A 21,106-nucleotide genomic window follows, 5' to 3' on the forward strand; every position below is an offset into this window, starting at 1 on the left:
CAGTGTTCGCTACCGTGCCACTTGTTTTTGGCTTGGGCACGCTACGCTCTCACTTGTCTGTCAATCACGCGCAAAGCACGCCGGCGCGACCGTGACAGGTTATGCAGCGCTTCCTTAAGTGAATTTATTGTGAAATAAAGGTTTTCGCTATCAACGTCGACTGGCCCCGGTCGATAAAAAACCGGCGAACACAGAACGCGAAGCCATACACCGTGGGTAGATTGCACAGGGGCGCAGACATGGACATGGCGGTAACGGCCAGGTTTTCCGACAAGGCAAAGGGACATGATTTCCTTGCCGTACTCGCGCGGCATATCGACTACGCCTTTCAGCCGATCGCGAGCTTCAACAGCGGACGCTGCTATGGGGTCGAAGCGCTGATGCGGGGCTGGGCTAAGGCCGGGTTCGCCAGCATCGAAAGCGTGTTCGACCAGGCGTTCGAGCTCGGCTTGCTGCTCGAAGTCGATGCGCTGCTCAAGCAGATGGCGTTCGAGAAGTTCAGCCGCATACCGCACCATCGCGAGCTGCGCCTGTTCTTCAACATCGACAATCGCGTGTTCAGCGCGCCGGGCTACCGACCGGCCGCGACCGTGGCGATGCTCGAACGCTGCGGGCTGCGTCCCTCGTCGGTCGTGCTCGAGGTTTCCGAGCGCAAGGATATGGGCCGCGGTCAGGCCGCCTACGAGATCCTGCGGGCCTATCGCAGTCGCACCGTGCAGATTGCCCTCGACGACTTCGGCACGGGCTTTTCGGGGCTGGCGCTGCTATACGACACGCACCCGGAGTACGTGAAGATCGACCGCTACTTTATCTGCGGTATCGGCAGCGACCATAAGAAGAAGGTGTTTCTGTCGCATGTCGTAAGCTTGGCCAAGACGCTGGGGATTCGCGTGGTAGCCGAAGGCGTGGAAACCGCAGCCGAGTTCTATACCTGCCGCGAGATCGGCTGCGACCTGGTACAGGGGTATCTCATCGAGAGACCCAGTCAGCGTGTCGAGCATATCCAACAGGTTTACGAGGTCGTGGCCGAGATGCGCCGCAAGGATCGCAGACGCGAGCGGCTCGAGTCGCGTTTCGTTTCGGACCAGCTCGATCATGCCCCGGCTATCGATGTCGGTATGCGCATGGAAGATATTTTCGAGTCGTTTCGCGTCAACCCGCAGCGCTCGTTCTTTCCGTTTCTCGGCGACAACCGGCAAGCCATCGGCGTGATCCGCGAAACCGAGCTCAAGGAATACATCTACTCGCCCTACGGACGCGATCTGCTGTCACGCAAGAAGGTCGGCGATCATCTCGATCTGTTCGTACGTCGCTGCCCGGTCGCCGATATCAACACGCCCATCGATATCATCCTGGAGCAGTACGCGGTCAGCCCCAGCCGCGACGGGGTGCTCATCACCGAAGACGGCCGCTATCGCGGCGTGCTCAGTGCGGAGGCACTGGTGCTGGCCGTGCAGGAGCGCAATCTGGAACTCGCACGCGATCAGAATCCGCTCAGCGGTTTGCCGGGCAATCCCTCGATCGAACGTTTCATTGCCGAACAGCTGGCCGTGCCCGCCACGCTCACGCTGATGTATTTCGATCTCGACAACTTCAAGGCGTTCAACGATGCCTACGGCTTTCGCATGGGCGACCGGGCGCTGCGCATGTTTGCCGATCTGCTGGGCAAGGCATTCGCCGCCTTCGATGGCCTGATTGGCCATATCGGCGGCGACGATTTCTTCGTTGGCCTGCGCGGCGATGCGGCCGGTGTCGGTGTCGAATCGGCGATGCGTGTGGTCGCAGAATTTCGTTCAAGCGCGGAGTCGCTGTACAGCGACTCCGACCGCAAGGCGAGGCGTATCGTCGGTCATGATCGCAGCGGTCGGCGTGCGCAATTTCCCTTGCTCTCGGCCAGCTGTGCCGCGGTACGGCGCGCCGAGCACAGCGGCCCACGCAGCGAGCACGCGCTCATGACGCTGATCACCCGGCTCAAGGAGGAAGCCAAGATCACCGGCAATACCGTCTGTGTCGCCAGCCTGCTCTAAGGAACCTCTGATCTATTCATCTACGGTCGCGCCGGTGTCTTTTGCGCGCGTCTGACAAGACGCCGCGAGCGCCGTTTGCTGAATGCAAATAAGCGAGCGGCAACGCCGCTCAGGCGCGCGCGCCGCCTGCCGATGTCCCGCTAGGTGGCCGCTTTCAGGGCCTGGTCCAGATCCGCGATCAGGTCGTCGATATGCTCGATACCGACCGACAGCCGTACCATGTCGGCGGTGACGCCAGCGCTTTCGAGCTCGGCTTCGTTGAGCTGGCTGTGGGTGGTGGCTGCGGGCATGGCGGCACAGCTCTTGGCATCGCCGATATTGACCAGCCGTGCGAACAGCCCGAGCGCATCGTAGAACTTCACCCCTGCGTCGAAGCCGCCCACGATCCCGAAGCTGAGAATGCCCGAGGCCTGGCCGTTCATGTATTTTTCGGCCAGGTGATGATCGCGGTGGCTGGTCAGGCCGGCATAGCTGACCCAGGCCACCCGCGCGTGCGCATCCAGGTACTCGGCGATGCGCTGGGTGTTGAAGCAGACGCGTTCCATGCGCAGGGCCAGGGTTTCCAGACCCTGCAGGAAAAGCCAGGCGTTCATCGCGCTCATCGCGCCGCCCATGTTGCGCAGTGGCACCACGCGGGCACGGGTGATGAACGCGGCCTCGCCAACGTCCTTGGCATAGTTGATGCCGTGATACGACACGTCCGGTTCGGTCAGCAGCGAAAAACGCTTGGCGTGATCGAGCCAGGGAAAACGCCCGGAATCCACGATCAGCCCGCCGATGGTGGTGCCATGACCGCCTATATACTTGGTGGCCGAATGCACGACGATATCCGCACCGTGTTCGATGGGGCGCAGCAGCATGGGCGAGCAGACGGTGTTGTCGACCATCAGCGGTATGCCGTGGGCATGGGCGATTTCTGCCAGCCGCGCGATATCCGAGATGTTGCCCGACGGGTTGCCGATGGATTCGCAGTAAAGCGCCTTCGTGCGTTCGTCGATCAGGCCCGCCATGGCTTCAAGATCGTCCTTGTCGGCAAAGCGTACGGTAATACCCTGGCGCGGCAGCGTATGCGCGAACAGGTTGTAGGTGCCGCCATACAGTTCGCTGATCGACACGATATTGTCTCCCGCTTCGGCGATGGTCTGGATGGCCGCGGTGATCGCCGCCATGCCGGAAGCCAGTGCCAGCGCGCCCACGCCGCCTTCGAGTGCGGCCACGCGCTGTTCGAGCACGCCACAGGTGGGATTGGTGATCCGGCTATAGATATTGCCCGCTTCCTTGAGATCGAACAGATCGGCCGCGTGCTGGGCGTTGTCGAAGGCAAAGGAGGTGGTCTGGTGAATCGGCACGGCAACGGCGTGCTGTTCGTCCGGCGCATAGCCGGCGTGCAGGGCAATAGTTTCCGGTTTCATGAGCGGGTCTCGACGGGCATGGCTGAATTCAGCTCCGAGTATAGGGATACGATTCGGCCCTGTACGCTTGTATTGCGGGCGAGCGATCCTGCGTCGGCGCGATCCCCGGTCAGTCGCGTTCGGTCTCGCGGCATTGCTCGACGATTTCGCCCGGCCCGCCATCGTTGCCGCGGGTAAACAGCGTGGCGTGGCGATCGTCGTCCTCAGTCTGAATGAGCAGCTGTAGCTCGGTGCCGGCATAGCGCTGGCCGACCGGGCTGGGTGCGGCCTGCATTTCAATCAGGCGCGGGCCCATTTGCAGGATCGCCGTTTCGGGGCCGCGATAGGTCACGGTGAAGGGGCGTTCGCTTTTGCATTCGTAACGGGCAGTGTGTTCCTGCGGGCCGCTGGCACAGCCGGCGCCGACCAGGGCCGTTACACAGAGCAAGGAAACGATAAAGCGACGATGCATGGTGAGCTCCGGCTGAAAGGGCGGTGTTATGGCAGGCCTTGCGGCCAACAGGCAATCGACGGGCGTGTGTCGGTCATGCGGCGCTATGGCGCGTGAGTGGCGCGTCGTAGGCCTGGCAGCGTACGCAATTGCGCCCGGCGTGCTTGCCGGCATAGAGGGCGACGTCCGCGCGTGTGATTGCAGCCTCCTGGGAATCGAGTTGATGCGGCGGCATGTCGGTGACGCCGAAGGTGAGCGTAACCGTTAACTGCACGTCGTTCTCGGGATCGATGCACACGTCCAGGTGGCTGACGGTTTGCCGCAGGTGTTCAGCGAGCTGCTCGGCCTTGTCGATAGGCGTACCCACCATGAGCACCAGAAATTCCTCGCCACCCCAGCGGGCGACGTGGTCGGACTGGCGGGTCTTGCTCGCGAGCGTGTCGCTGACCACGCGCAGCACCTGATCGCCGACGTCGTGTCCATACCGGTCGTTGATACGCTTGAAATGGTCGATATCGCAGAGAATCACCGACATCGGATTACCCGAACGCCGTTGCGTGGCACATTCGAGATTCCAGATCTCGAGCATGCTGCGGCGATTAAGCAGGTGGGTGAGCGGGTCAGTGGTAGCCAGCTTGCGCAGCTTGTCTTCGGTACGGGTAATCAGGCCGAAGTAGAACGCCACGATCACCGCAAGAATGGTCAGACTGGCGATCAGGTTGGCGTAATGCAGGGCGTCGACGACCGACCGCGGTAATACGTAGGCGGGCGCTGCGCCACGCGACAAGGCGTCGGTGACGACCATGAGCGCGATGACGAGGAAGATGGCGACGCCTTTCATCCGTTTGTCACGGAAATAGGCCAGGGTGATCAGGGGGATGGTGAGCAAGGCGTAATAGTGAAAGCCCGAGTCCCAGCCGATCAGATACGCGGCAATTAGCGCATGGGCCTGAAATTCGAACACGAACAGGCCCAGGGCCAGGAAGCGGGTTCGAAGGCGTAGCATCAGCAGGCATATCAGCAGATACAACGCGCTGCTGCCGATATTGATGATGGCCAGCGGCTCGACGTCGAGCTTGTAGAACAGCGCTACGAACAGAATGTGTGTGACGCCGGCCATGATCGAGGTGCGAAACAACAGCCGCCAGAACGAGCGTTCGACCTGGCGCGGCGCACCGTGCGCCCGGCCCAGCAGCTGGCTGCGATGCGCGGATGTGTTGAAGTTGCGGGCCGCCATGTCCGATTTCCTGAACGGCCCGAAAGCGACCGCCGATGTCCTGTCAGGGACTATCGGCCGTGCGGAGCAACGCTTGAAAGGCGGGTGCGGGCACCACGCTTGAGCTTCGCTGCAACAGGGCGTAGGCTCTTGCGATAGCTAAAGAGGCCTTGTACCGATGCGTTCAGAACAACACAACACGCTATCGATCAACCGCGGCGCGCCAGTGTGCGCGGCCCGCGCGTATTTTTACGGGTATTGGTTTAGCCGCTACGGCGTCTGATCCGTCCCGGACAGGCGCCCGATCACGGGACGCCTGCCGACGAGTTTCTTAACCCCCGGTTGGCGTGCCAACCGGGGGTTTTTTCGTTCGGCCCCTTTTTTATTCACGAACATCACGGAGTCATCCATGTATCCCGATATCCGCTACCGCGACTGGCTGTTTATCGACGGCGTCTACAACGCCGCGCCCGATTTCGAGCAATCCATGCCCTTGCGCAACGCGCATGTATTTCAAGGAAAAACCCATGACCGCCACCGCTGCCACGCTTGATCACGAGCGCCATAACCCGAGCCGAGCACGCCGCACCCTGGGGCTGAGCACGCCGGCGGCCCTGCGCCAGGCGCTGCCTGTATCCGCCGCGCTTGCGCATCGAATTCAGCAACACCGCAACGCGATTCGTGCCGTACTCGGCGGCCAAGACGATCGCCTGCTGGTGATAACCGGCCCCTGTTCACTGCATGACCCCGAGGCCGCGCTCGACTATGGCCGCCGGCTCGCCGCGCTGGCCGACGAAGTGGGCGATCGGCTGCTGATCGTCATGCGCGCCTATGTAGAAAAGCCGCGAACCACGGTCGGCTGGAAAGGCCTGCTGCATGACCCGCACCTCGACGAGAGCAACGACCTCGAAGCCGGGCTGCGCGTGTCGCGCCGGCTGCTGATCGAGCTGGCCGAACTGGGGGTGCCGATCGCCACGGAGATACTCAGCCCGGCAGTGGCCAACTATCTCGAAGACACCCTCAGCTGGGCTGCGATCGGTGCTCGTACCACCGAATCCCAGACCCATCGCGAGCTGGTCAGCGGTCTGGACATGCCGGTGGGCTTCAAAAACGGCACCGACGGCGAACTCGGTGCGGCCCTGGATGCGATCCAGGCGGCGTCATGCCCGCACCGTCATTTCGGCCTCGACGACAGCGGCCAGAGCGCTCTGGTGACTACGACGGGCAACCCGGATGCACATCTGATCCTGCGCGGCGGACGCCAGGGCCCGAACTACGACGGCGCCAGCGTTCAGGCCGCCGCCCGTGCCCTGGGGGATGCCGGCAACAATTCGCGCCTGATCGTGGACTGCAGCCATGCCAACAGCGGCAAGGATGCGCTACGCCAGCCCGAAGTTGCAGAGCAGGTGCTGGCCCAGCGCCGAGAGGGCTCGCAGGCGATTGCCGGGCTAATGCTTGAAAGCCATCTGGAAACCGGCAAGCAGCCGCTAGGCCCGGCGCTGCGTTACGGCCTGTCGGTCACCGATGCCTGTCTGGGCTGGGCGCCCACCGCAGCGCTGCTGCGTCGGTTGGCCCGCGGGTGATAGACGCCGCGCGACTCGACGTCGCGCGGTATCTCGCCGCCTAGAAGTAGTCCAGGTCGAGCAGCCGTACGGCCAGGTTGCGGGGCGTATTCGGCACCAGCGGGGGCGCGGCGCTTCGACGGCTGCCTCGAGCCGGCATGGGCGTGCCTGGCACAGGCGATGAAACAGGTTTGCTGCGGGACGGCATGACGACGATCCTGCCTCGTTCGAGGCGTGCTAAGACGGCGGCGCCTTGTGTGCGCGGCCGTTTTTTTAAAGGTTCTCGACCCACGGGCGCCGTGTGCATGCGCGCACTCCAGGCCCGGCATGAGCGTGGTCATGCAACGCTGCTAACGGCCGCGAGACGGCAAGACTTGAACCGTTGTCATGCCGCTGCTCGGCGTGCCCGGTACGCTAGAGGGGTTCGCAAGGTCGCCCGGGCTGCGTCGGCCGCGCATTCGTCGCCGCCGAACGGGATGGGGCAATGACCTGCGTCGTGCTTCGCGTTCGGCCCGGCAGGCTCGGGCAGCGAGCCCTGATGTCATTACAAAAGGCTGTATGGCTATGAATATCGGCCCCTATCGATTTTCGCCGCCCTGGTGGGGCGTGCTGCTGTTCGGCGTTGGCGCGCTTGTTTTCTGTTCGCTCGGGATCTGGCAGATCGAACGCGCCCACTACAAGGCGCGATTGCTTGCCGCGCAGACGTCGGCCGAGGCGGCGGCGCCGGCGGATATCGTCACATTGGGCGACGAGGCACCGGTACAGGGACGCACGTATTACGCGAGCGGCGTGTTCGAGGCCGACCGCCAGATTCTGTTGGCCGATCAGGTGCATGCCTCCCAGGTCGGCTATCGGGTATGGACTCCGCTGCGCCTGGACAACGGCACGCGGCTGCTGGTCGATCGCGGCTGGGTGGCACGCTCGCCTGCCGATGCCGGCCTGCCCAACCCGTCGGCCCCGAGTCAACGCGTACGCATCGAGGGTGTATGGCATCCGCTGCCGGCGCCGGCGCTGAACTGGGGCGGGGCGCAGGCCTGCGACAAGGCCGGCTGGCCGCGGGTTCTGAGCTACCCCAAGATCGCCGATGTGCGTTGTCAGTACGACGACGGGCGGGTGCTCGACGGCCTGCTGTTACTGGATCCCAAGGCGCCGTACGGCTTCGTACGCGACTGGGCGGACGAAAAGGACAGGGTCGGCCTGCGTCCATTCGGCCACTATGCCTATGCCTCGCAGTGGTTTCTCATGGCGCTGGTGGCCGGCGTGATCTTCGTGGTGGTGAATCTGCGGCGCCGCTGATGGCAGCCGCGTGTGCGTTGCCGGAGCGCGCACGCATCGATAGGCTCGCCGGCTGCGTTTGCATCTCGAGTTTACTGCCATGTCCCTAAGCCGGGAACAACACCAGACCCTGCGCGATATCGCCGGGCGTATCGACGGCATCGACCGCGCCGTTTATGCGCGCTTCGACAAGGATCCCTTGGAGCCGATCATCGGCCTGGGTGATGCCGATACACGAATCGGCTTTTTCGGCCGCGACCCGGGGACCGACGAGGTCAAATACGGCGAACCGTTCATCGGCGCCGGGGGGCAGCTGGTGCGCAAGACGGTGTATCAGCATCTTCACGGCGTGCCGCTGCCGGATTTCGACACCTCGCGGGCGCTGGGCGACGACTTTTTCTGGATCAACACGGTGCCGTACAAGCCGGTCGGCAACAAAGCCTGGTCGATGAAGATCAAACGGCTTTTTCAGCCCACCATGATTTCCTTGCTGGTTGAGGCCTGGCAGGGGCGATCCTTGATTACGCTCGGACGCGAGGCGTTTCTGTGGTTCGGTATCGGCCAATCGAAGGACGAGCGGGCCCGCATCGAGGCATTCTGGGCACGCGAGGACCGCTTCGAAAGCGCCATCGAAGTCGAACTCACGAGCCCGACTGGCCGCACGGCCCTATTCGATATTCGCCCGCTGCCGCACCCGTCGCCCTTGAATGCAACCTGGTACAAACGCTTTCCCGACCTGTTGCGCCTGCGCCTGGAGCAACTCGACGCCCGCCTCGACAATCTGCGCCGCTGAACGGCCGTCGGGCGGCCAAGCGGTGCTTCAGTAACCGGGCGGCCGCTGTCCCAGGCGACGTTGCCATACACGACTGGCGACGCCGCGACCGGCGACCCTCGCAAAGGCCACGCAGAAGCCGCTCAGGGCGGCCCAGGCCAGAATCCGCGGCCAGCCGGGATCCTGATCCTCGAGATTGACCGGCGGCTCTTCCGAGAGCGTATGGCGCCAGGCCGCCGCCACGCCGCGGCGTGCGAGCATGCCGGCCGCAATCGCGGTACCCGCGCCGAGGGCAAGCCAGAGAGTTCGTTCGCGATTCATGAGTCGTCAATGCCGGCAAAACGGGCCAGCGGTTCAAAGCCATGCCCGATCCTATCGCACAACGGCGCCCGAGGTGTCTTGAACTCGGCAACGCCGGCCTGCGCTTGGTGGCATGCCCCGGCACAAGGCCGATTTGCGTGTTTTCAAGCCAATACGATTTCGGCCGATAAGTTCACCGTCATTCAAATAGTGCATTCGAACCCGTATGACCGACACACAATGGGCAAGGGTCATGGCCGACATGGAGTATCTGCAACAGATGCTGCACGGCGCCTTGGCGTCGCCGCTGGTTTGGGTACCGATGGCGCTCTGCGTTGTGGCCGGTGCGGTGTTTGCCCTGCGCTGGTTCAACGAACGCCATAGCTATACACGGGTAGGCCGCAACGCTTCGCTGGCCTGTCTGGCACTCGGCTGCGCGATTGTGGCGGTGGGGACCTGGTCGCATGCCGATACTGTGGTAGACGCCGAACTGCCCGCTGCGCGTGTCAGCAACGACGCCCAAGGTGCCCTTACCGGCGGGCAAGGCTAGGCGGAACACGGCGGGTTATCTGGCGATACGGTAGCCGTCGCCACTCCAGGCGTAATGTTGCGGCCTATTGAATCGTGTGCAGTTATTTTAGAACGTATATTAAACGCCCGGCGCTATATTATATCCTGATGATTCTGCACCGTCGGTTGTTGGCTGTGTCAGCCTGGCCGGTTTTATCTCCGCGCGTTATTCCAATGCGGGATCGTGGAACTGAAGAGTACCCCAAGTCATGCAGGTTCCTAGCGTCCTCGATTGCTGCGATACGGTGCACCCGGACCCGCTCGGTCTGGTGCGTCGAAGCACCCAGCGCCTGCATGCTTTCGTCGAGCACGGCACGCCCATGGCGCGCCTGGTCGCGCCTGACTGCACGCTCGAAGACTATTGCGCCGTACTACGCCCGCTGACGCGCATCTATGCGGCTGTTGACCGTAAGCTGACCGCGGGCCAGTGCTGGCGCCCCTGTACCGTTGCCCCTTACCGGCTACGTTCGCCTCTGCTAGAGCTTGAAACGGAGCGCTGGTGCGATGTGGCCGCGAAGACGCCGGCCCGCGCGCCGAAGTTGGATGGGGTAGCAGCCTATCTTGGCGTTCGATATGTCATCGACGGAGCCCAGTTCGGGCATCGGGTCATTGCCGCCTCGTTGGCGCGTTCGCCCGCGGCGGTGGTGGTCGCGCAGCGGCCGGGTTTCTGGTCCACTTCGTTCGTATCGCCCGCCGAGTGGCGGCGTTTGTGCGCGGCGTTGCGCTGCCTGGGTTCGCGTGACGAGGCGGCGGCGGCTGCCCGCGCGGCGCGGCAGACCTTCGAACTTTTCGCTTGCGAGTTGCAGCCACGTTTGCCGAGGTCGGTATGAACCCCTCCGTGGTCGCCGACTGTAAAGAGGGCGATCTGCATCTGATCGGCGCGTTGCAGCCGCTGGGCGCTCTCGTGGCGGTGCATATCGACACCGGCCGGGTGAACTACTGTTCGGCTAATATTGCGGAATGGCTCGGCGATACGCCGGATGCGGTGCTCGGTCGTTCGGCGCCGGCGGTGTTCGGCGCGGCCTGGCCGGAACTCGAAAGACTGGCTGAAAGCGCGGGTCGCAACCGTATCGGCCAGATCGAACTCGCCGCACCGGTCACGGCCGTGGCCCATCGCCGAGGCGAGTATTACGTGCTGGAGTTCGAGCCGGCGGCGATTGCAGACCCCGAATGGTGGGACGAAGCGGCGCGTATCGACTTCATCAATCGTCTGTCGCACGCCTACACGCCCAAAGACGTGGCTGGCGTGCTCACCGCGGCCATTGCCGACTGTACCGGCTACGACCGCGTCATGGTTTATCGTTTTCTCGAGGACTGGGACGGCGAGGTCATAGACCAGTGCTGCAAGCCCGGCGTGGAGGGGTTTCTGGGGCTGCGCTTTCCCGCCCACGATATTCCGGCAAACGCGCGGCGTCTGTATACGCTCAACTGGCAGCGTATTATCGCCGACACGGAAAGCACCAACGTCGAGCTTTATGCCGCGGCCGATATCCACGAGCCGCTGGATCTGACCTTTGCCATGCTGCGTGCCGTACATCCGGTGCATATCCAGTATCTGCGCAACATGGGCATTCGCGGTTCTTTCAGCGTGTCGCTGCTGGTCGAAGGTCAGCTCTGGGGACTGGTGACCTGCCACGACTACTCGGGCAAGGCACTCAACAGCGTTGAACGGCTGGCGTTCGAGGAGATGGCACGGCTGGCCTGCCTGCATCTGACCAATATCTGCCGTCTTGAAACCGAGTCGCTGCGTTCGGTGTTGCGCGAGCGGCTGGCGGTGATGAGCCGGGCGCTCGATCCGGCCGCCGAGCAGCCCAAGCAGCTGCTGGTGGGCCAGCTCGCCGGGTTGCAGAACATGCTCGAAGCCGATGGCGTGCGCTTGCGCTGGGGCAGCGAGGAATACTGTCAGGGCGAGCTGCCGAACGCAGACGGCCTGGCCGCGCTCGACGACTGGTTGCTTCAGACCAAACCCGGCGTCAGTTCTCATTTTGACGAACTGCCAAAACCGCTGCGCCACCACGATACGCTGCGCTTCAACGCGGCCGGTGTGCTAAACCTGCATATCAGTCCGAAATGCGAGCTGCTCGCGGTACGCAAGGAGCAGATTCAAAAGGTTACCTGGGCGGGCAAGCAGGCCTCGTCCGATGCCGATCCGCCGCCGGCGTTGACCCCGCGCAGTTCCTTCGAGGCCTGGGCACAGAACGTGCGTTACCGTGCCAAGCGCTGGGGCGAGGCGACGCTGGAAATAGCCCAAGAGCTGCGCGATGCGCTGGACGAATACCGTCAGGCCGCGCGACACAAGGAACTGGCCTATCTCGATCCGTTGACCGGCCTGGCCAACCGCTATGCGTTCGAACAGGCCATGTCCGATCGCATCAGCCACTGTCGCCGCAGCGGCGAGCGGTTCGCGTTGCATATGCTGGATCTCGACCGCTTCAAGCCGATCAACGATACCTATGGCCACGTCGCCGGCGACGAGTTGCTGAAGAAGGTGGGCGAGCGCATGAAAACGGTCGCCCGCCGCGAGGACATCGTCGCCCGACTCGGGGGCGACGAGTTCGCGATCATCGAATGGCATGTGGCGCACGATAAGGATGCCGAAGCTCAGGCAAAGCGTATCGTCGAGGTCATCAACGAACCGGTCACGTTCGGCGAGCATCGACTCGATATTTCCGCGAGCATGGGCACGGCCATATTTCCCACCAACGCGCAAGATGCCACCGGGCTTGTCGAGTACGCCGACCGGGGTCTTTATCTCGTCAAGGCAGGCCAGCGAAGACGGGCCTAGCCAATGCCGGCGCAGGCCGAGTCCGCGCCCATGCCGGTCGCCGTTGCGTTATCGAACGCCGTTGAGACCGAGGCGATCCCGCCGACTCAGCCGCTAGGCTCCTCCGGCTTGCCAAGCAGGCCGCGTGCTTGATCGTAGGACAGCCCGTGGATGCCGGCGCGTTTCATCGAATGGGATAGCGAATAGGCCAGCGCGAACGCGGACGCACGCCGGTAGAAATCGAAGCCACGTTCGTAGATCGGTAACACATCCTCGATTCGCGTCGCCGATCGCAGCCGCTGGTCGAAGTCGCGACGCTTTGCCTCGAGTTCGTCCAGGAAGACCGTATCGTTCCTGGCGTCCTCGCTGAGCGCGAGTGTCCAGGTCATGTCGGCCTGGAGCATACAGTCGCCGATAAAACGCCCGGCGACCGCCTCGCCAAGCATGCGCGGCGGCGTAAGACTCAGCCAGTAGCCGGATGTGTCGCGCCGATAGAGAAAATAGCGCTGGCCAGGGACCGGTTTGAAACGGAAGCGGCTCTCCAGCACGAACAGCGACGTAAATAGCTCGGCGCTGACCTGATCCACCGGCTTGGCCGGCAGCGTGGCGGCCAGGTCACGATGCGCATCGAGGGTGTGGAGTACCAGCGATCCGCCCTTGCCCTGGGGATTGGGATTCTTGGCCATGATTCGAACCGGTTGTAACAGCGCAGGTTATGCAGAGCTTCCTTAACAGAACAACCCTGACGGGATACGACCCAGACGCGCGGCGAGTTGCAATATCACCACGCCGCCCGTACATCCACCGCACAGACTTTGCCATGCCGCGATGCGGCGAGGGTTTTGCGATGACGTCATCCACTCAGGGTTTGCACCATATCACCGCCATATGCGGCGATCCGGCCGAAAACCGGCAATTCTTCGTCGACGTGCTTGGGCTGCGCCTGGTCAAGAAAACGGTCAATTTCGACGACCCGGGCACTTATCATCTGTACTACGGCGACGAGCTGGGCCGCCCCGGAAGCGCGCTGACCTTTTTTGCATTCGCCGGCGCACCCCGAGGCCAGCCCGGCCTGGGCGCGGCGCTCGAGATTGCCTTCGCCGTGCCGGCCCATGCGATGGATTTCTGGCAGACGCGGCTGGCCGATCACGGTATCCAGACGCGTCGCGAACGCCGCTTTGGCGAACAGGCGCTCTGCTTCGAGGGCCCGCACGGCAACAGGCTGGCTCTGGTGGCCTGCGACTGGGCGGCTCGCATGCCGGCGTGGGCCGGCGCGCCGGTTGCAGACGAATACGCCATTCGCGGCTTTCACGGGGTTACGCTCGCGCTCGCGGAGCTCGAACCGAGCGCGGCCGTGCTCGAACAGGTCCTGGGTTTTCAGCGCGTAGCGCATGAAGGCGATCGCCTGCGCCTGCGGGCCGAGGCCGGCGACGGGCTCGGTTCGGTGGTGGATCTACATATCGACCCCGCGTTTGCCTCGGCGCGTGAGGGCGTGGGCAGTATTCATCATGTGGCGTTTCGTGCCCGCGATACCGCGCACCAGCTCGAGCTGCGCGAACGGCTCGCCGGCCACGGCCTGCATGCAACGCCCCAGATCGATCGGCAGTACTTTCAGTCGGTCTATTTTCGCGAGCCCGGCGGCGTGTTGTTCGAGATTGCCACCGACGGGCCGGGATTCACCGTGGACGAGCCGGCGCATGAGCTCGGCAGCTCGCTTAAGCTTCCGCCGCAGTACGAGCCGCGCCGCGAGCTCATCGAAAAAGCCTTGCTGGATTTCTAGGGTCTTCTGTTAACGCTAATGCCAACCGCCGCGTTGCTGCGCAAAATCGTGCCGGACAACGCGCGTGGCGCCGGCTCTGGTTATTCCAGAGCCAAGCCGCGCAACGCCGCATGGCCGGGCTTTGGGCGCAACCCGCGCGGCCGCCGCACGTGTTGCACGGTCGGTTCGAATAGTCGCACGACAGGCCGCGCTGGCCCGGCGGTCATGCATTGACTAAAGTGCGCGATATTTGCCCTATATTTTTCCACGGATGCCCGTATGAGCGACCCCACACTCGCGGATATGCTGCTCGCACAGCCGTATTTTGATGGCCTGGTGGCCGACGGCCAGCGGCTCGTCGAAACCGAAATCGATCGCAAGGGGATGACCGTACGCACGGCGGTGCGCATGGTTAAAAAGATCAAGCCCGAGATCGTGCAGCGCACGGTGCGCGAGCTCATGCCGCAGTTCCTCGCCGAGCTCGAGCCTTGCCATGCCGAGTTCAAGGCCACCGACGGCAGTGATTTTGGCGCCTATCTGGCGGCGCGCGATGAGCGCGTGGCCGAAGCCGTACTGCAGGTGGCCGATCGCCGGGCCGAACGTATCGGGAGCCGGCCGATACGCTCGGCCTATGCGCGCATGCGTGCCCGCGCGATCACGGAGGTGCGATCGGCGGTGCCGGCGCTGGCCCGCATCGTCGAGAAACACCGTCGCGAGGCGCTGGCGGATTGAAGCCGAGGATTGATCGGCCGCGATGCCGCGGCGCTATTCGCCGCAGTGATCGGCGACCTGGCGTGCAAGCACCTGCTGGACGCCGTTATCGGCAATCCAGGTGGCGAGGTCGTCCGGGGCAAGCGGGCGGCTGAACAGAAAGCCCTGGGCCTGCTCGCAGCCCCATTGCGACATCATCGCCAGGGTGGTCCGGTTTTCGATCCCCTCGGCAACCAGCTCGTAGCCCAGATCGTGGGCGAGATTGACGATCGCACGCGTGAGCGTCTGCCCGCGCGTGTCGAATTCGAGGTTCTGTACGAAACGGCGGTCGATCTTCACCCGGCTGGCGTTGAGCTTTTGCAGATACGACAGGTTGCAGTAGCCGGTTCCGAAGTCGTCGATTGCCGTGGATACACCGAGCATATGCAGATGCCGCAATTTGGGCAGGCTGGCATCGAGATCGTCGATGAGCGTACTTTCGGTGAATTCCAACTCCAGGTTTTCGCCCGGCAAGTCGTGACGTCGTAGACGCTGCGCGACTCGTTCCACGATATGGTCGTCGGCCAGATCGTGAGCCGACAGATTAACGGCTACGCGCAGATCAAGGCCCATGTTGCGCCAGCGCGCGCATTGAGACATGGCCGCGTCGAGCACCCAGTCGGTCAAGCGCTGAATGAGCGCGGTCTTTTCGGCCGCTTCGACGAGTTCCACCGGGGACACAAAGCCAAGCGTCGGATGTTGCCAGCGTAGCAGTGCTTCGACACCGACACAGCTGCGGGTGCGCAGGTCGATCTGGGGCTGATACACCAGATACAGCTGTTCCTGCGACGCCAGCGCGGCCGGCAGCTCGGTGAGCAGCTGGAGCTTGCGCTGGCGCAACACGTCGCTGTCGGGTTTGTAGAACGTCCAGCAACGACAGTGCTGCCAGGCATCGTCGGCGGCCACCGAGGCCTGGCGCAGCAGTTCTTCCGCGCCGGCGCTGTCGTGTTCGCGCAGCATCGTGACGCCGAGCTTCACGCTGGGCCGAAGCAGCAACCCCACACGCGAATCGAAGGGCTCACGCAGCGCCGCAACGAGCGCATCGAGCCGGCGCTGAACGCCCATACCGAGCTGCTCCTTCATCAAGAAACCGAATCGATACAGGCCGATACGATAGAGTTCGCGATGCGCGCCGATCTTGTTGGATAGGCGGTCGACGCATTCGACGATGAAACGTTCGGTCTGGTCGTGGCCCATGACCAGCGTCAGTTCGTGCATCTGCTTGGGCACGGTGATATCCGCGATACCGATCAGGCGCATCTGCAGGTTGCCTTCGGCCGGCGGTTTGGCCAGTTCCTGTTCAAGCACGCTCAGCATGCGCTGGCGCGTGAAGATGCCGGTGCTGGGATCGCGATAGCTCGGGTCGCTCGCCGCCGGCAGACAGCGCTCCAGAAACGTGGCTAGTTGCCGCAGCAGATTGATTTCGCGTTCGCCGATATCCGGTCGTGGCGCGCTATCCAGCACGCAAAGCGCGCCCACGTTGTAGCCCTCGAACGTCAGCGGTATGCCCGCATAGAAACGGATGAACGGCGACCCGATAACGTACGGGTTGTGGGCGAAACGCGGATCCTTAAGCGTATCGTGGACTACAAACGCCTCGTCGCTGGCGATGGTATACGAACAGAACGAATGCTCGCGTTCGACGCGATAGTCGGCGTTGCGCGTGGACGATTTGAACCACTGGTGGCGTGCGCCGACGATGGTCACGCTGGCGCTCGTCGTGTCCAGAAGCTGGCGCGCCAGTTCGGTGATCTGCCCGAACATCGGCTCGTAGGCGTCCTGAAACCACGGCGTACGATCGAGCGCGGCAAGGCGCTCGCTTTCGTGCTCGAGTTGGGGGCGCGAATCGATCATTCGATACTTATGTGGGCGAAAGCAGCGGCTTAGTCGCGGTTAGAGTTCGCAGAGGGGCTGCCGCAGCGTTTCACGGGCCTCAACTTTCATTAATCGGCCCCGATGCACGCAGCTTAAGGCGCAGACGGGTATCGCCGATTGTTCCTGCCGGCCAGGCGCCGCCGTACGCGGCGAATCGCACCGCAAGAATCTGCAGGCGCAGATCGCTTTTGTTGGATAGGCTTCGGGGTAGCCCGTGGTGCGACCTTCATTCCAGCCAGGAGCGTATGGTGAAACAGGATGATCGCGTGATGCAGGACAGCCGGCGCTGGCAGGCGGTCAGCACAAACAACGCCGCCGCCGATGGCGCTTTCCTCTACGGCGTACGTACCACCGGCATTTATTGTCGACCAAGCTGTCGATCGCGCACGCCGCGCCGCGAGAACGTGTGCTATTTCGAGGATTCGGCAGCGGCCCTCGCGGCCGGTTTTCGGCCCTGCAAGCGGTGTCGGCCGGATCGTGTGCAGGGCAGCGACAGCGTTGACGCACGCGTGATCAAGGCCTGTCGCTATATCGCGGCGCGTCAGGACCCGCCGCGCCTAGACGAGATCGCGGCGGCGGTGTGCCTGACGCCGTTTCATTTTCAGCGGCTTTTCAAACGTGAGCTCGGCGTTACCCCGGCCGCCTATGCGAACGCCGAGCGCCGTCGACGTCTGCACGCCCATCTGGCGGCCGGCGAAACGGTGACCTCTTCCGCGCTCGCGGCCGGCTATGGGTCCGCCGAGCATTTGCATGCCCAGTCACAGTCAGCGCTGGGCATGACGCCGGGGGCATTCCGCGCCGGTGCGCCGGATCAGGTCATCCGCTTCGCGCTGGGTGAATGCTGTCTGGGTACCGTGCTGGTGGCCGGCAGTGAACGCGGTATCTGTGCCATCAGCCTCGGGGATACGCCGGAACAGCTGCTCAGCGAACTCGAGGCGCGCTTTGGACAGGCGCGGCTGATTGGTGACGACAGCATGTTCGCTAGCTATGTCGCGCAGGTGGTCGGGTTCGTCACCGCGCCCGGGTCCCAGCTCGCTCGGCTGCCCCTGGATATTCGTGGCACGGTGTTTCAGCAGCGGGTATGGCAGGCGTTAATGCATATTCCGCCCGGCCAGACGACCAGCTATGCCGAGATCGCAGCCCGACTCGGCTCGCCGCGCGCGGTACGGGCGGTCGCCGGCGCCTGTGCGGCCAATAAGCTGGCGCTCGCCATTCCCTGCCATCGCGTGGTGCGCAGCGACGGCGGCCTGTCCGGGTACCGCTGGGGCATCGAGCGCAAGCGTCGGCTAATCGACGCCGAAGCCCGTAGCGCCGGCGTTTCTGACGGCGACTAGCCCGCGCGGCGCCGGACTCGCTTGCCCGAGGTTCACGGAACGGCCCGACGAGCATCGATCCGGCGCCCGAAGCGCTGAGCTGGTGGGCTGTTCTCGTGCCAGGGCAATGCTAATCCGGTCGGTGCCGCTGGCCACGCAAGGTTATCGCGAGGTATGGAAAACCGGCTGCCGGGCCGGTCTCGGAGCGGTCGCTATATTCATATGGTGAATGGCGAATATTGAGCGCATTTACTGTTCGCATCGGGCGAACGACCTTAGAATGCGCTCCGTCAGCGGCCGATTGGCTCGATCCTCAGGTTGTTACCATCGGCTGCGCTCGCTTCTACTCGTCAATTGTTGAGGAATGAACATGTCACAGTATTCGAAGGACGTTGATGCGATCGCGTCGCTGCGCGACGCCCAGGGCAGCGCCTGGTCGGCCATCAATCCCGAGCACGCTGCGCGTATGCGCGCCCAGAACCGTTTCCATACGGGCCTGGATATCGCCAAGTACACCGCGAAGATCATGCGCGAGGACATGGCGGCCTACGACAAGGACAGCTCCAAGTACACCCAGTCGCTGGGTTGCTGGCACGGTTTCATCGGGCAGCAGAAAGCGATCTCGATCAAAAAGCATTTCGGCAGCCTGAAGCGCAACTATCTGTATCTGTCCGGCTGGATGGTCGCGGCCCTGCGTAGCGAATTCGGCCCGCTGCCGGATCAGTCCATGCACGAAAAGACCACCGTGCCGATGCTCATCGAAGAGCTCTACACGTTCCTCAAGCAGGCCGACGCCTGGGAGCTCAACCACTATTTCCGTGATCTGGAACAGGCCAAGGAAGCCGGCGACGACGCCGCGGCCAAGAAGGCTCAGGAAAAGATCGACAACTTCGAAACCCACGTGATTCCGATCATCGCCGATATCGATGCCGGTTTCGGTAACGAAGAGGCCACCTACCTGCTGGCCAAGAAGATGATCGAGGCGGGCGCCTGCGCCATCCAGATCGAAAACCAGGTCTCCGACGTCAAGCAGTGCGGTCATCAGGACGGCAAGGTCACCGTGCCGCATTCGCAGTTCCTGGCCAAGATCAACGCCGTGCGCTATGCGTTCCTCGAGCTGGGTGTGGACGACGGCATCATCGTCGCCCGTACCGACAGCCTGGGCGCGGGCCTGACCCAGCAGATCGCCGTCTCCAACGAGCCGGGCGACCTGGGCGACCAGTACAACAGCTTCATCGCCGGCGAAGAGATCAAGGACGCCTCGGAAATCAACCCGAACGACGTCGTGATCAAGCAGGGCGGCAAGCTCGTGCGTCTGCAGCGCCTGGCCTCGGGCCTGTTCGAGTTCCGCAAGGGCACCGGCGAAGACCGCGTGGTCATGGATTGCATCGCCAGCCTCAAGAACGGCGCCGATCTGCTCTGGATCGAAACCGAAAAGCCGCACGTCAAGCAGATTGGCGGCATGGTCGATCGCATCCGCAAGGAAGTGCCGGACGCCAAGCTGGTGTACAACAACAGTCCGTCGTTCAACTGGACGCTGAACTTCCGTCAGCAGGTTTACGACGCCTGGGCCGAGGAAGGCAAGGACCTGTCCGCCTACGACCGCGACAGCCTCATGGACGTCAAGTACGACGAAACCGAGCTGGGTAAGGTCGCCGACGAATGGACGCGTGATTTCCAGAAGGAAGGCTCGGCCAAGGCCGGTATCTTCCATCATCTGATCACGCTGCCGACCTATCACACGGCCGCGCTGTCGACCGATCAGCTCGCCAAGGGCTACTTCGGCGATCTGGGCATGCTGGCCTACGTGGAAGGCGTGCAGCGCAAGGAAATCCGCGAAGGTATCGCCACCGTCAAGCATCAGGACATGGCCGGTTCCAACATCGGCGATGACCACAAGGAATTCTTCTCGCGTGAAAGCGCGCTGAAGGCCGGTGGCAAGGACAACACGATGAACCAGTTCGGCTAAACGCCGGCTACATCGTGACATCGCGGGCTCGCCCGCGATCGTCCACTAAAAAAGCGGGGCTTCGGCCCCGCTTTTTTTATGCGCGTTTGGGATGGATCGTCTTTCGCCCAGGCAAGACAGACGAACCGCGCTCCCGATTCAATGCGCAGCGGTCCGGCTCGGTTCGGGCTGTTTGCCGCGCCGACGCACCAGCGCCCGGAAGAACACGGCGCCGAGCACAATCCCCAGCAGTCCGCCGATGGCGTGGGCGGCCACGAGCGCGACCAAGCAGATCAGCATCACCAGGGCGGCCGCCACCAGCACCAGGCTGCGATTATCCGCGCTCGGACGAAGATAGAAATGGCGGAACAAGGCACCGCTGACCCCGGTCAGAAAGGCGAGTCCGAACACCCCCGGTGCACCGAGCGGCTCGGCCGCCGACCAGCGCATCATCACCAGTACGGCGAATGCGACCAGACCGTACCCCAGGCACACGACGAAGAAATCGAGTTCGCGGCGAAAATGGCTTGCACTGGCCTGATCGCCGTGGTCACGGCGGGTCTGGGATGCCTGCACCGCCTCCCGCATGAGCTGGCGTTCGCCGGCGTCAAAACGCGAGCCGTCGCCATCCGGGGCTTCGAGGTCGATTTTTTCGATCAGTGCCTGCAGGTCGTCGTCTAGTCGCATGGTCCCTCCGATGCAGTGATTGAATGGTCCGGTATTGGGTTGTGGAAGTTTACTGTCGCATGCCGGGCGCAAGCGCGCGTCGAACGCGACGCGGCGGTGGAGCGGCCTGCCGAGTCCGGGGCGGAGTCAGGTGAGGTGGCGACCGCGTCCCGCTGCATCCGTGTTGTGTGTATATGCGTACAGTAAAAAGACGATCTACTATCGACAGGTAAATGCCATGACCGATGCCAACAAACCACAGGCCCAGCCGGACCACAGCAATACCGAAAAGGATCCGTCCAACTGGACGACCGGTGACGAAGCGATGACCGGCGCGCAGAAGTCCTATCTGCAGACGCTGTGCGAGGAAGCCAACGAAAGCTTTGACCCCAACCTGACCAAGGCCCAGGCGTCCGAGCGCATCGATCAACTACAGACGATCGCGAACCGCGGCGAATAGCGCCGAT

20 protein-coding genes are annotated in these 21,106 nt (G+C 63.2%); 13 read left to right on the forward strand and 7 right to left on the reverse strand.

Annotation, left to right across the window (positions count from 1 at the left end; translation table 11 throughout):
• Positions 1 to 239 precede the first annotated feature (239 nt).
• Complete coding sequence (locus tag ABNU97_RS03870) at positions 240 to 2,027, forward strand: bifunctional diguanylate cyclase/phosphodiesterase (RefSeq protein ID WP_348765433.1); 1,788 nt, start codon at positions 240 to 242, stop codon at positions 2,025 to 2,027.
• Positions 2,028 to 2,167: 140 nt separating this feature from the next.
• Here ABNU97_RS03870 and ABNU97_RS03875 read toward each other — a convergent pair whose 3' ends face one another.
• The 3 genes from ABNU97_RS03875 to ABNU97_RS03885 all read right to left on the reverse strand — a co-directional run bounded on the left by ABNU97_RS03875 (position 2,168) and on the right by ABNU97_RS03885 (position 5,106).
• Positions 2,168 to 3,439 (reverse strand): aminotransferase class I/II-fold pyridoxal phosphate-dependent enzyme, encoded by a 1,272-nt coding sequence (locus tag ABNU97_RS03875; RefSeq protein WP_348765434.1) that lies wholly within the window; start codon positions 3,437 to 3,439, stop codon positions 2,168 to 2,170.
• 109 nt (positions 3,440 to 3,548) lie between these two features.
• Positions 3,549 to 3,890 carry an MliC family protein gene (locus ABNU97_RS03880; RefSeq protein WP_348765435.1) on the reverse strand — a complete coding sequence of 114 codons (342 nt, stop codon included), beginning with the start codon at positions 3,888 to 3,890 and terminating at the stop codon, positions 3,549 to 3,551.
• A 73-nt stretch (positions 3,891 to 3,963) separates the two neighbouring features.
• On the reverse strand, positions 3,964 to 5,106 hold the full coding sequence (locus ABNU97_RS03885; protein WP_348765436.1) for a GGDEF domain-containing protein: 1,143 nt from the start codon (positions 5,104 to 5,106) through the stop codon (positions 3,964 to 3,966).
• Positions 5,107 to 5,494: 388 nt separating this feature from the next.
• Here ABNU97_RS03885 and ABNU97_RS03890 point away from each other — a divergent pair, with 388 nt between their 5' ends.
• The 4 genes from ABNU97_RS03890 (at position 5,495) to ABNU97_RS03905 (ending at position 8,715) form a co-directional block, all read left to right on the forward strand.
• Entirely contained in the window at positions 5,495 to 5,638 is a 144-nt protein-coding gene (locus tag ABNU97_RS03890) for a hypothetical protein (protein ID WP_348765437.1), read from the forward strand.
• Positions 5,613 to 6,668: a 3-deoxy-7-phosphoheptulonate synthase gene (locus tag ABNU97_RS03895; protein ID WP_348765438.1), complete on the forward strand. Its 1,056-nt coding sequence runs from the start codon at positions 5,613 to 5,615 to the stop codon at positions 6,666 to 6,668. The genes ABNU97_RS03890 and ABNU97_RS03895 overlap by 26 nt, the downstream gene beginning before the upstream one ends.
• A 543-nt stretch (positions 6,669 to 7,211) precedes the next feature.
• Positions 7,212 to 7,943, forward strand: a complete 732-nt coding sequence (locus ABNU97_RS03900) for an SURF1 family protein (protein WP_348765439.1) — start codon at positions 7,212 to 7,214, stop codon at positions 7,941 to 7,943.
• Positions 7,944 to 8,022: 79 nt separating this feature from the next.
• Positions 8,023 to 8,715 carry a uracil-DNA glycosylase family protein gene (locus tag ABNU97_RS03905; protein WP_348765440.1) on the forward strand — a complete coding sequence of 231 codons (693 nt, stop codon included), beginning with the start codon at positions 8,023 to 8,025 and terminating at the stop codon, positions 8,713 to 8,715.
• Positions 8,716 to 8,742: 27 nt separating this feature from the next.
• Here the strand turns inward: ABNU97_RS03905 and ABNU97_RS03910 are convergent, their stop codons facing one another.
• Positions 8,743 to 9,015 carry a DUF4235 domain-containing protein gene (locus ABNU97_RS03910; RefSeq protein WP_348765441.1) on the reverse strand — a complete coding sequence of 91 codons (273 nt, stop codon included), beginning with the start codon at positions 9,013 to 9,015 and terminating at the stop codon, positions 8,743 to 8,745.
• A 205-nt stretch (positions 9,016 to 9,220) separates the two neighbouring features.
• Between ABNU97_RS03910 and ABNU97_RS03915 the strand changes: the two genes are divergently transcribed.
• The 3 genes from ABNU97_RS03915 (at position 9,221) to ABNU97_RS03925 (ending at position 12,349) form a co-directional block, all read left to right on the forward strand.
• The gene (locus ABNU97_RS03915; RefSeq protein ID WP_348765442.1) at positions 9,221 to 9,544 is read left to right on the forward strand and encodes a hypothetical protein; all 324 of its coding nucleotides are present in this window, start codon (positions 9,221 to 9,223) and stop codon (positions 9,542 to 9,544) included.
• Positions 9,545 to 9,773: 229 nt separating this feature from the next.
• Positions 9,774 to 10,394: a hypothetical protein gene (locus ABNU97_RS03920; RefSeq protein ID WP_348765443.1), complete on the forward strand. Its 621-nt coding sequence runs from the start codon at positions 9,774 to 9,776 to the stop codon at positions 10,392 to 10,394.
• A complete protein-coding gene (locus ABNU97_RS03925; RefSeq protein WP_348765444.1) occupies positions 10,391 to 12,349 on the forward strand; it encodes a diguanylate cyclase in 1,959 nt (652 codons plus the stop codon). Before ABNU97_RS03920 ends, ABNU97_RS03925 begins: the two co-directional genes overlap by 4 nt.
• Before the next feature lie 86 nt (positions 12,350 to 12,435).
• On the opposite strand, the gene ABNU97_RS03930 is transcribed toward ABNU97_RS03925, so the two are convergent.
• Positions 12,436 to 13,014 (reverse strand): DUF2452 domain-containing protein, encoded by a 579-nt coding sequence (locus ABNU97_RS03930; RefSeq protein ID WP_348765445.1) that lies wholly within the window; start codon positions 13,012 to 13,014, stop codon positions 12,436 to 12,438.
• 161 nt (positions 13,015 to 13,175) lie between these two features.
• Here ABNU97_RS03930 and ABNU97_RS03935 point away from each other — a divergent pair, with 161 nt between their 5' ends.
• A complete protein-coding gene (locus ABNU97_RS03935; protein ID WP_348765446.1) occupies positions 13,176 to 14,108 on the forward strand; it encodes a ring-cleaving dioxygenase in 933 nt (310 codons plus the stop codon).
• Between the two features lie 258 nt (positions 14,109 to 14,366).
• Complete coding sequence (locus ABNU97_RS03940) at positions 14,367 to 14,819, forward strand: hypothetical protein (protein ID WP_348765447.1); 453 nt, start codon at positions 14,367 to 14,369, stop codon at positions 14,817 to 14,819.
• Between the two features lie 33 nt (positions 14,820 to 14,852).
• Here the strand turns inward: ABNU97_RS03940 and ABNU97_RS03945 are convergent, their stop codons facing one another.
• Positions 14,853 to 16,691, reverse strand: a complete 1,839-nt coding sequence (locus ABNU97_RS03945) for a sensor domain-containing phosphodiesterase (RefSeq protein ID WP_348765448.1) — start codon at positions 16,689 to 16,691, stop codon at positions 14,853 to 14,855.
• Positions 16,692 to 16,960: 269 nt separating this feature from the next.
• Between ABNU97_RS03945 and ada the strand changes: the two genes are divergently transcribed.
• Complete coding sequence (ada, locus tag ABNU97_RS03950) at positions 16,961 to 18,046, forward strand: bifunctional DNA-binding transcriptional regulator/O6-methylguanine-DNA methyltransferase Ada (protein WP_348765449.1); 1,086 nt, start codon at positions 16,961 to 16,963, stop codon at positions 18,044 to 18,046.
• Between the two features lie 349 nt (positions 18,047 to 18,395).
• Positions 18,396 to 19,994 carry an isocitrate lyase gene (locus ABNU97_RS03955; RefSeq protein ID WP_348765450.1) on the forward strand — a complete coding sequence of 533 codons (1,599 nt, stop codon included), beginning with the start codon at positions 18,396 to 18,398 and terminating at the stop codon, positions 19,992 to 19,994.
• 138 nt (positions 19,995 to 20,132) lie between these two features.
• Here ABNU97_RS03955 and ABNU97_RS03960 read toward each other — a convergent pair whose 3' ends face one another.
• Entirely contained in the window at positions 20,133 to 20,660 is a 528-nt protein-coding gene (locus ABNU97_RS03960; RefSeq protein ID WP_348765451.1) for a hypothetical protein, read from the reverse strand.
• A gap of 217 nt (positions 20,661 to 20,877) precedes the next feature.
• Between ABNU97_RS03960 and ABNU97_RS03965 the strand changes: the two genes are divergently transcribed.
• Positions 20,878 to 21,099 carry a DUF3072 domain-containing protein gene (locus tag ABNU97_RS03965; RefSeq protein ID WP_348765452.1) on the forward strand — a complete coding sequence of 74 codons (222 nt, stop codon included), beginning with the start codon at positions 20,878 to 20,880 and terminating at the stop codon, positions 21,097 to 21,099.
• Positions 21,100 to 21,106: the final 7 nt, after the last annotated feature.

The sequence above is a fragment of the uncultured Salinisphaera sp. genome (assembly GCF_964012375.1).
In the GTDB taxonomy this organism is placed as follows: domain Bacteria; phylum Pseudomonadota; class Gammaproteobacteria; order Nevskiales; family Salinisphaeraceae; genus Salinisphaera.

Coding starts and splice junctions, on each gene's coding strand:
- ABNU97_RS03870 (WP_348765433.1), top strand. CDS start 240: ATGGACATGGCGGTAACGGCCAGGTTTTCCGACAAGGCAAAGGGACAT.
- ABNU97_RS03875 (WP_348765434.1), bottom strand. CDS start 3,439: ATGAAACCGGAAACTATTGCCCTGCACGCCGGCTATGCGCCGGACGAA.
- ABNU97_RS03880 (WP_348765435.1), bottom strand. CDS start 3,890: ATGCATCGTCGCTTTATCGTTTCCTTGCTCTGTGTAACGGCCCTGGTC.
- ABNU97_RS03885 (WP_348765436.1), bottom strand. CDS start 5,106: ATGGCGGCCCGCAACTTCAACACATCCGCGCATCGCAGCCAGCTGCTG.
- ABNU97_RS03890 (WP_348765437.1), top strand. CDS start 5,495: ATGTATCCCGATATCCGCTACCGCGACTGGCTGTTTATCGACGGCGTC.
- ABNU97_RS03895 (WP_348765438.1), top strand. CDS start 5,613: ATGACCGCCACCGCTGCCACGCTTGATCACGAGCGCCATAACCCGAGC.
- ABNU97_RS03900 (WP_348765439.1), top strand. CDS start 7,212: ATGAATATCGGCCCCTATCGATTTTCGCCGCCCTGGTGGGGCGTGCTG.
- ABNU97_RS03905 (WP_348765440.1), top strand. CDS start 8,023: ATGTCCCTAAGCCGGGAACAACACCAGACCCTGCGCGATATCGCCGGG.
- ABNU97_RS03910 (WP_348765441.1), bottom strand. CDS start 9,015: ATGAATCGCGAACGAACTCTCTGGCTTGCCCTCGGCGCGGGTACCGCG.
- ABNU97_RS03915 (WP_348765442.1), top strand. CDS start 9,221: ATGACCGACACACAATGGGCAAGGGTCATGGCCGACATGGAGTATCTG.
- ABNU97_RS03920 (WP_348765443.1), top strand. CDS start 9,774: ATGCAGGTTCCTAGCGTCCTCGATTGCTGCGATACGGTGCACCCGGAC.
- ABNU97_RS03925 (WP_348765444.1), top strand. CDS start 10,391: ATGAACCCCTCCGTGGTCGCCGACTGTAAAGAGGGCGATCTGCATCTG.
- ABNU97_RS03930 (WP_348765445.1), bottom strand. CDS start 13,014: ATGGCCAAGAATCCCAATCCCCAGGGCAAGGGCGGATCGCTGGTACTC.
- ABNU97_RS03935 (WP_348765446.1), top strand. CDS start 13,176: ATGACGTCATCCACTCAGGGTTTGCACCATATCACCGCCATATGCGGC.
- ABNU97_RS03940 (WP_348765447.1), top strand. CDS start 14,367: ATGAGCGACCCCACACTCGCGGATATGCTGCTCGCACAGCCGTATTTT.
- ABNU97_RS03945 (WP_348765448.1), bottom strand. CDS start 16,691: ATGATCGATTCGCGCCCCCAACTCGAGCACGAAAGCGAGCGCCTTGCC.
- ABNU97_RS03955 (WP_348765450.1), top strand. CDS start 18,396: ATGTCACAGTATTCGAAGGACGTTGATGCGATCGCGTCGCTGCGCGAC.
- ABNU97_RS03960 (WP_348765451.1), bottom strand. CDS start 20,660: ATGCGACTAGACGACGACCTGCAGGCACTGATCGAAAAAATCGACCTC.
- ABNU97_RS03965 (WP_348765452.1), top strand. CDS start 20,878: ATGACCGATGCCAACAAACCACAGGCCCAGCCGGACCACAGCAATACC.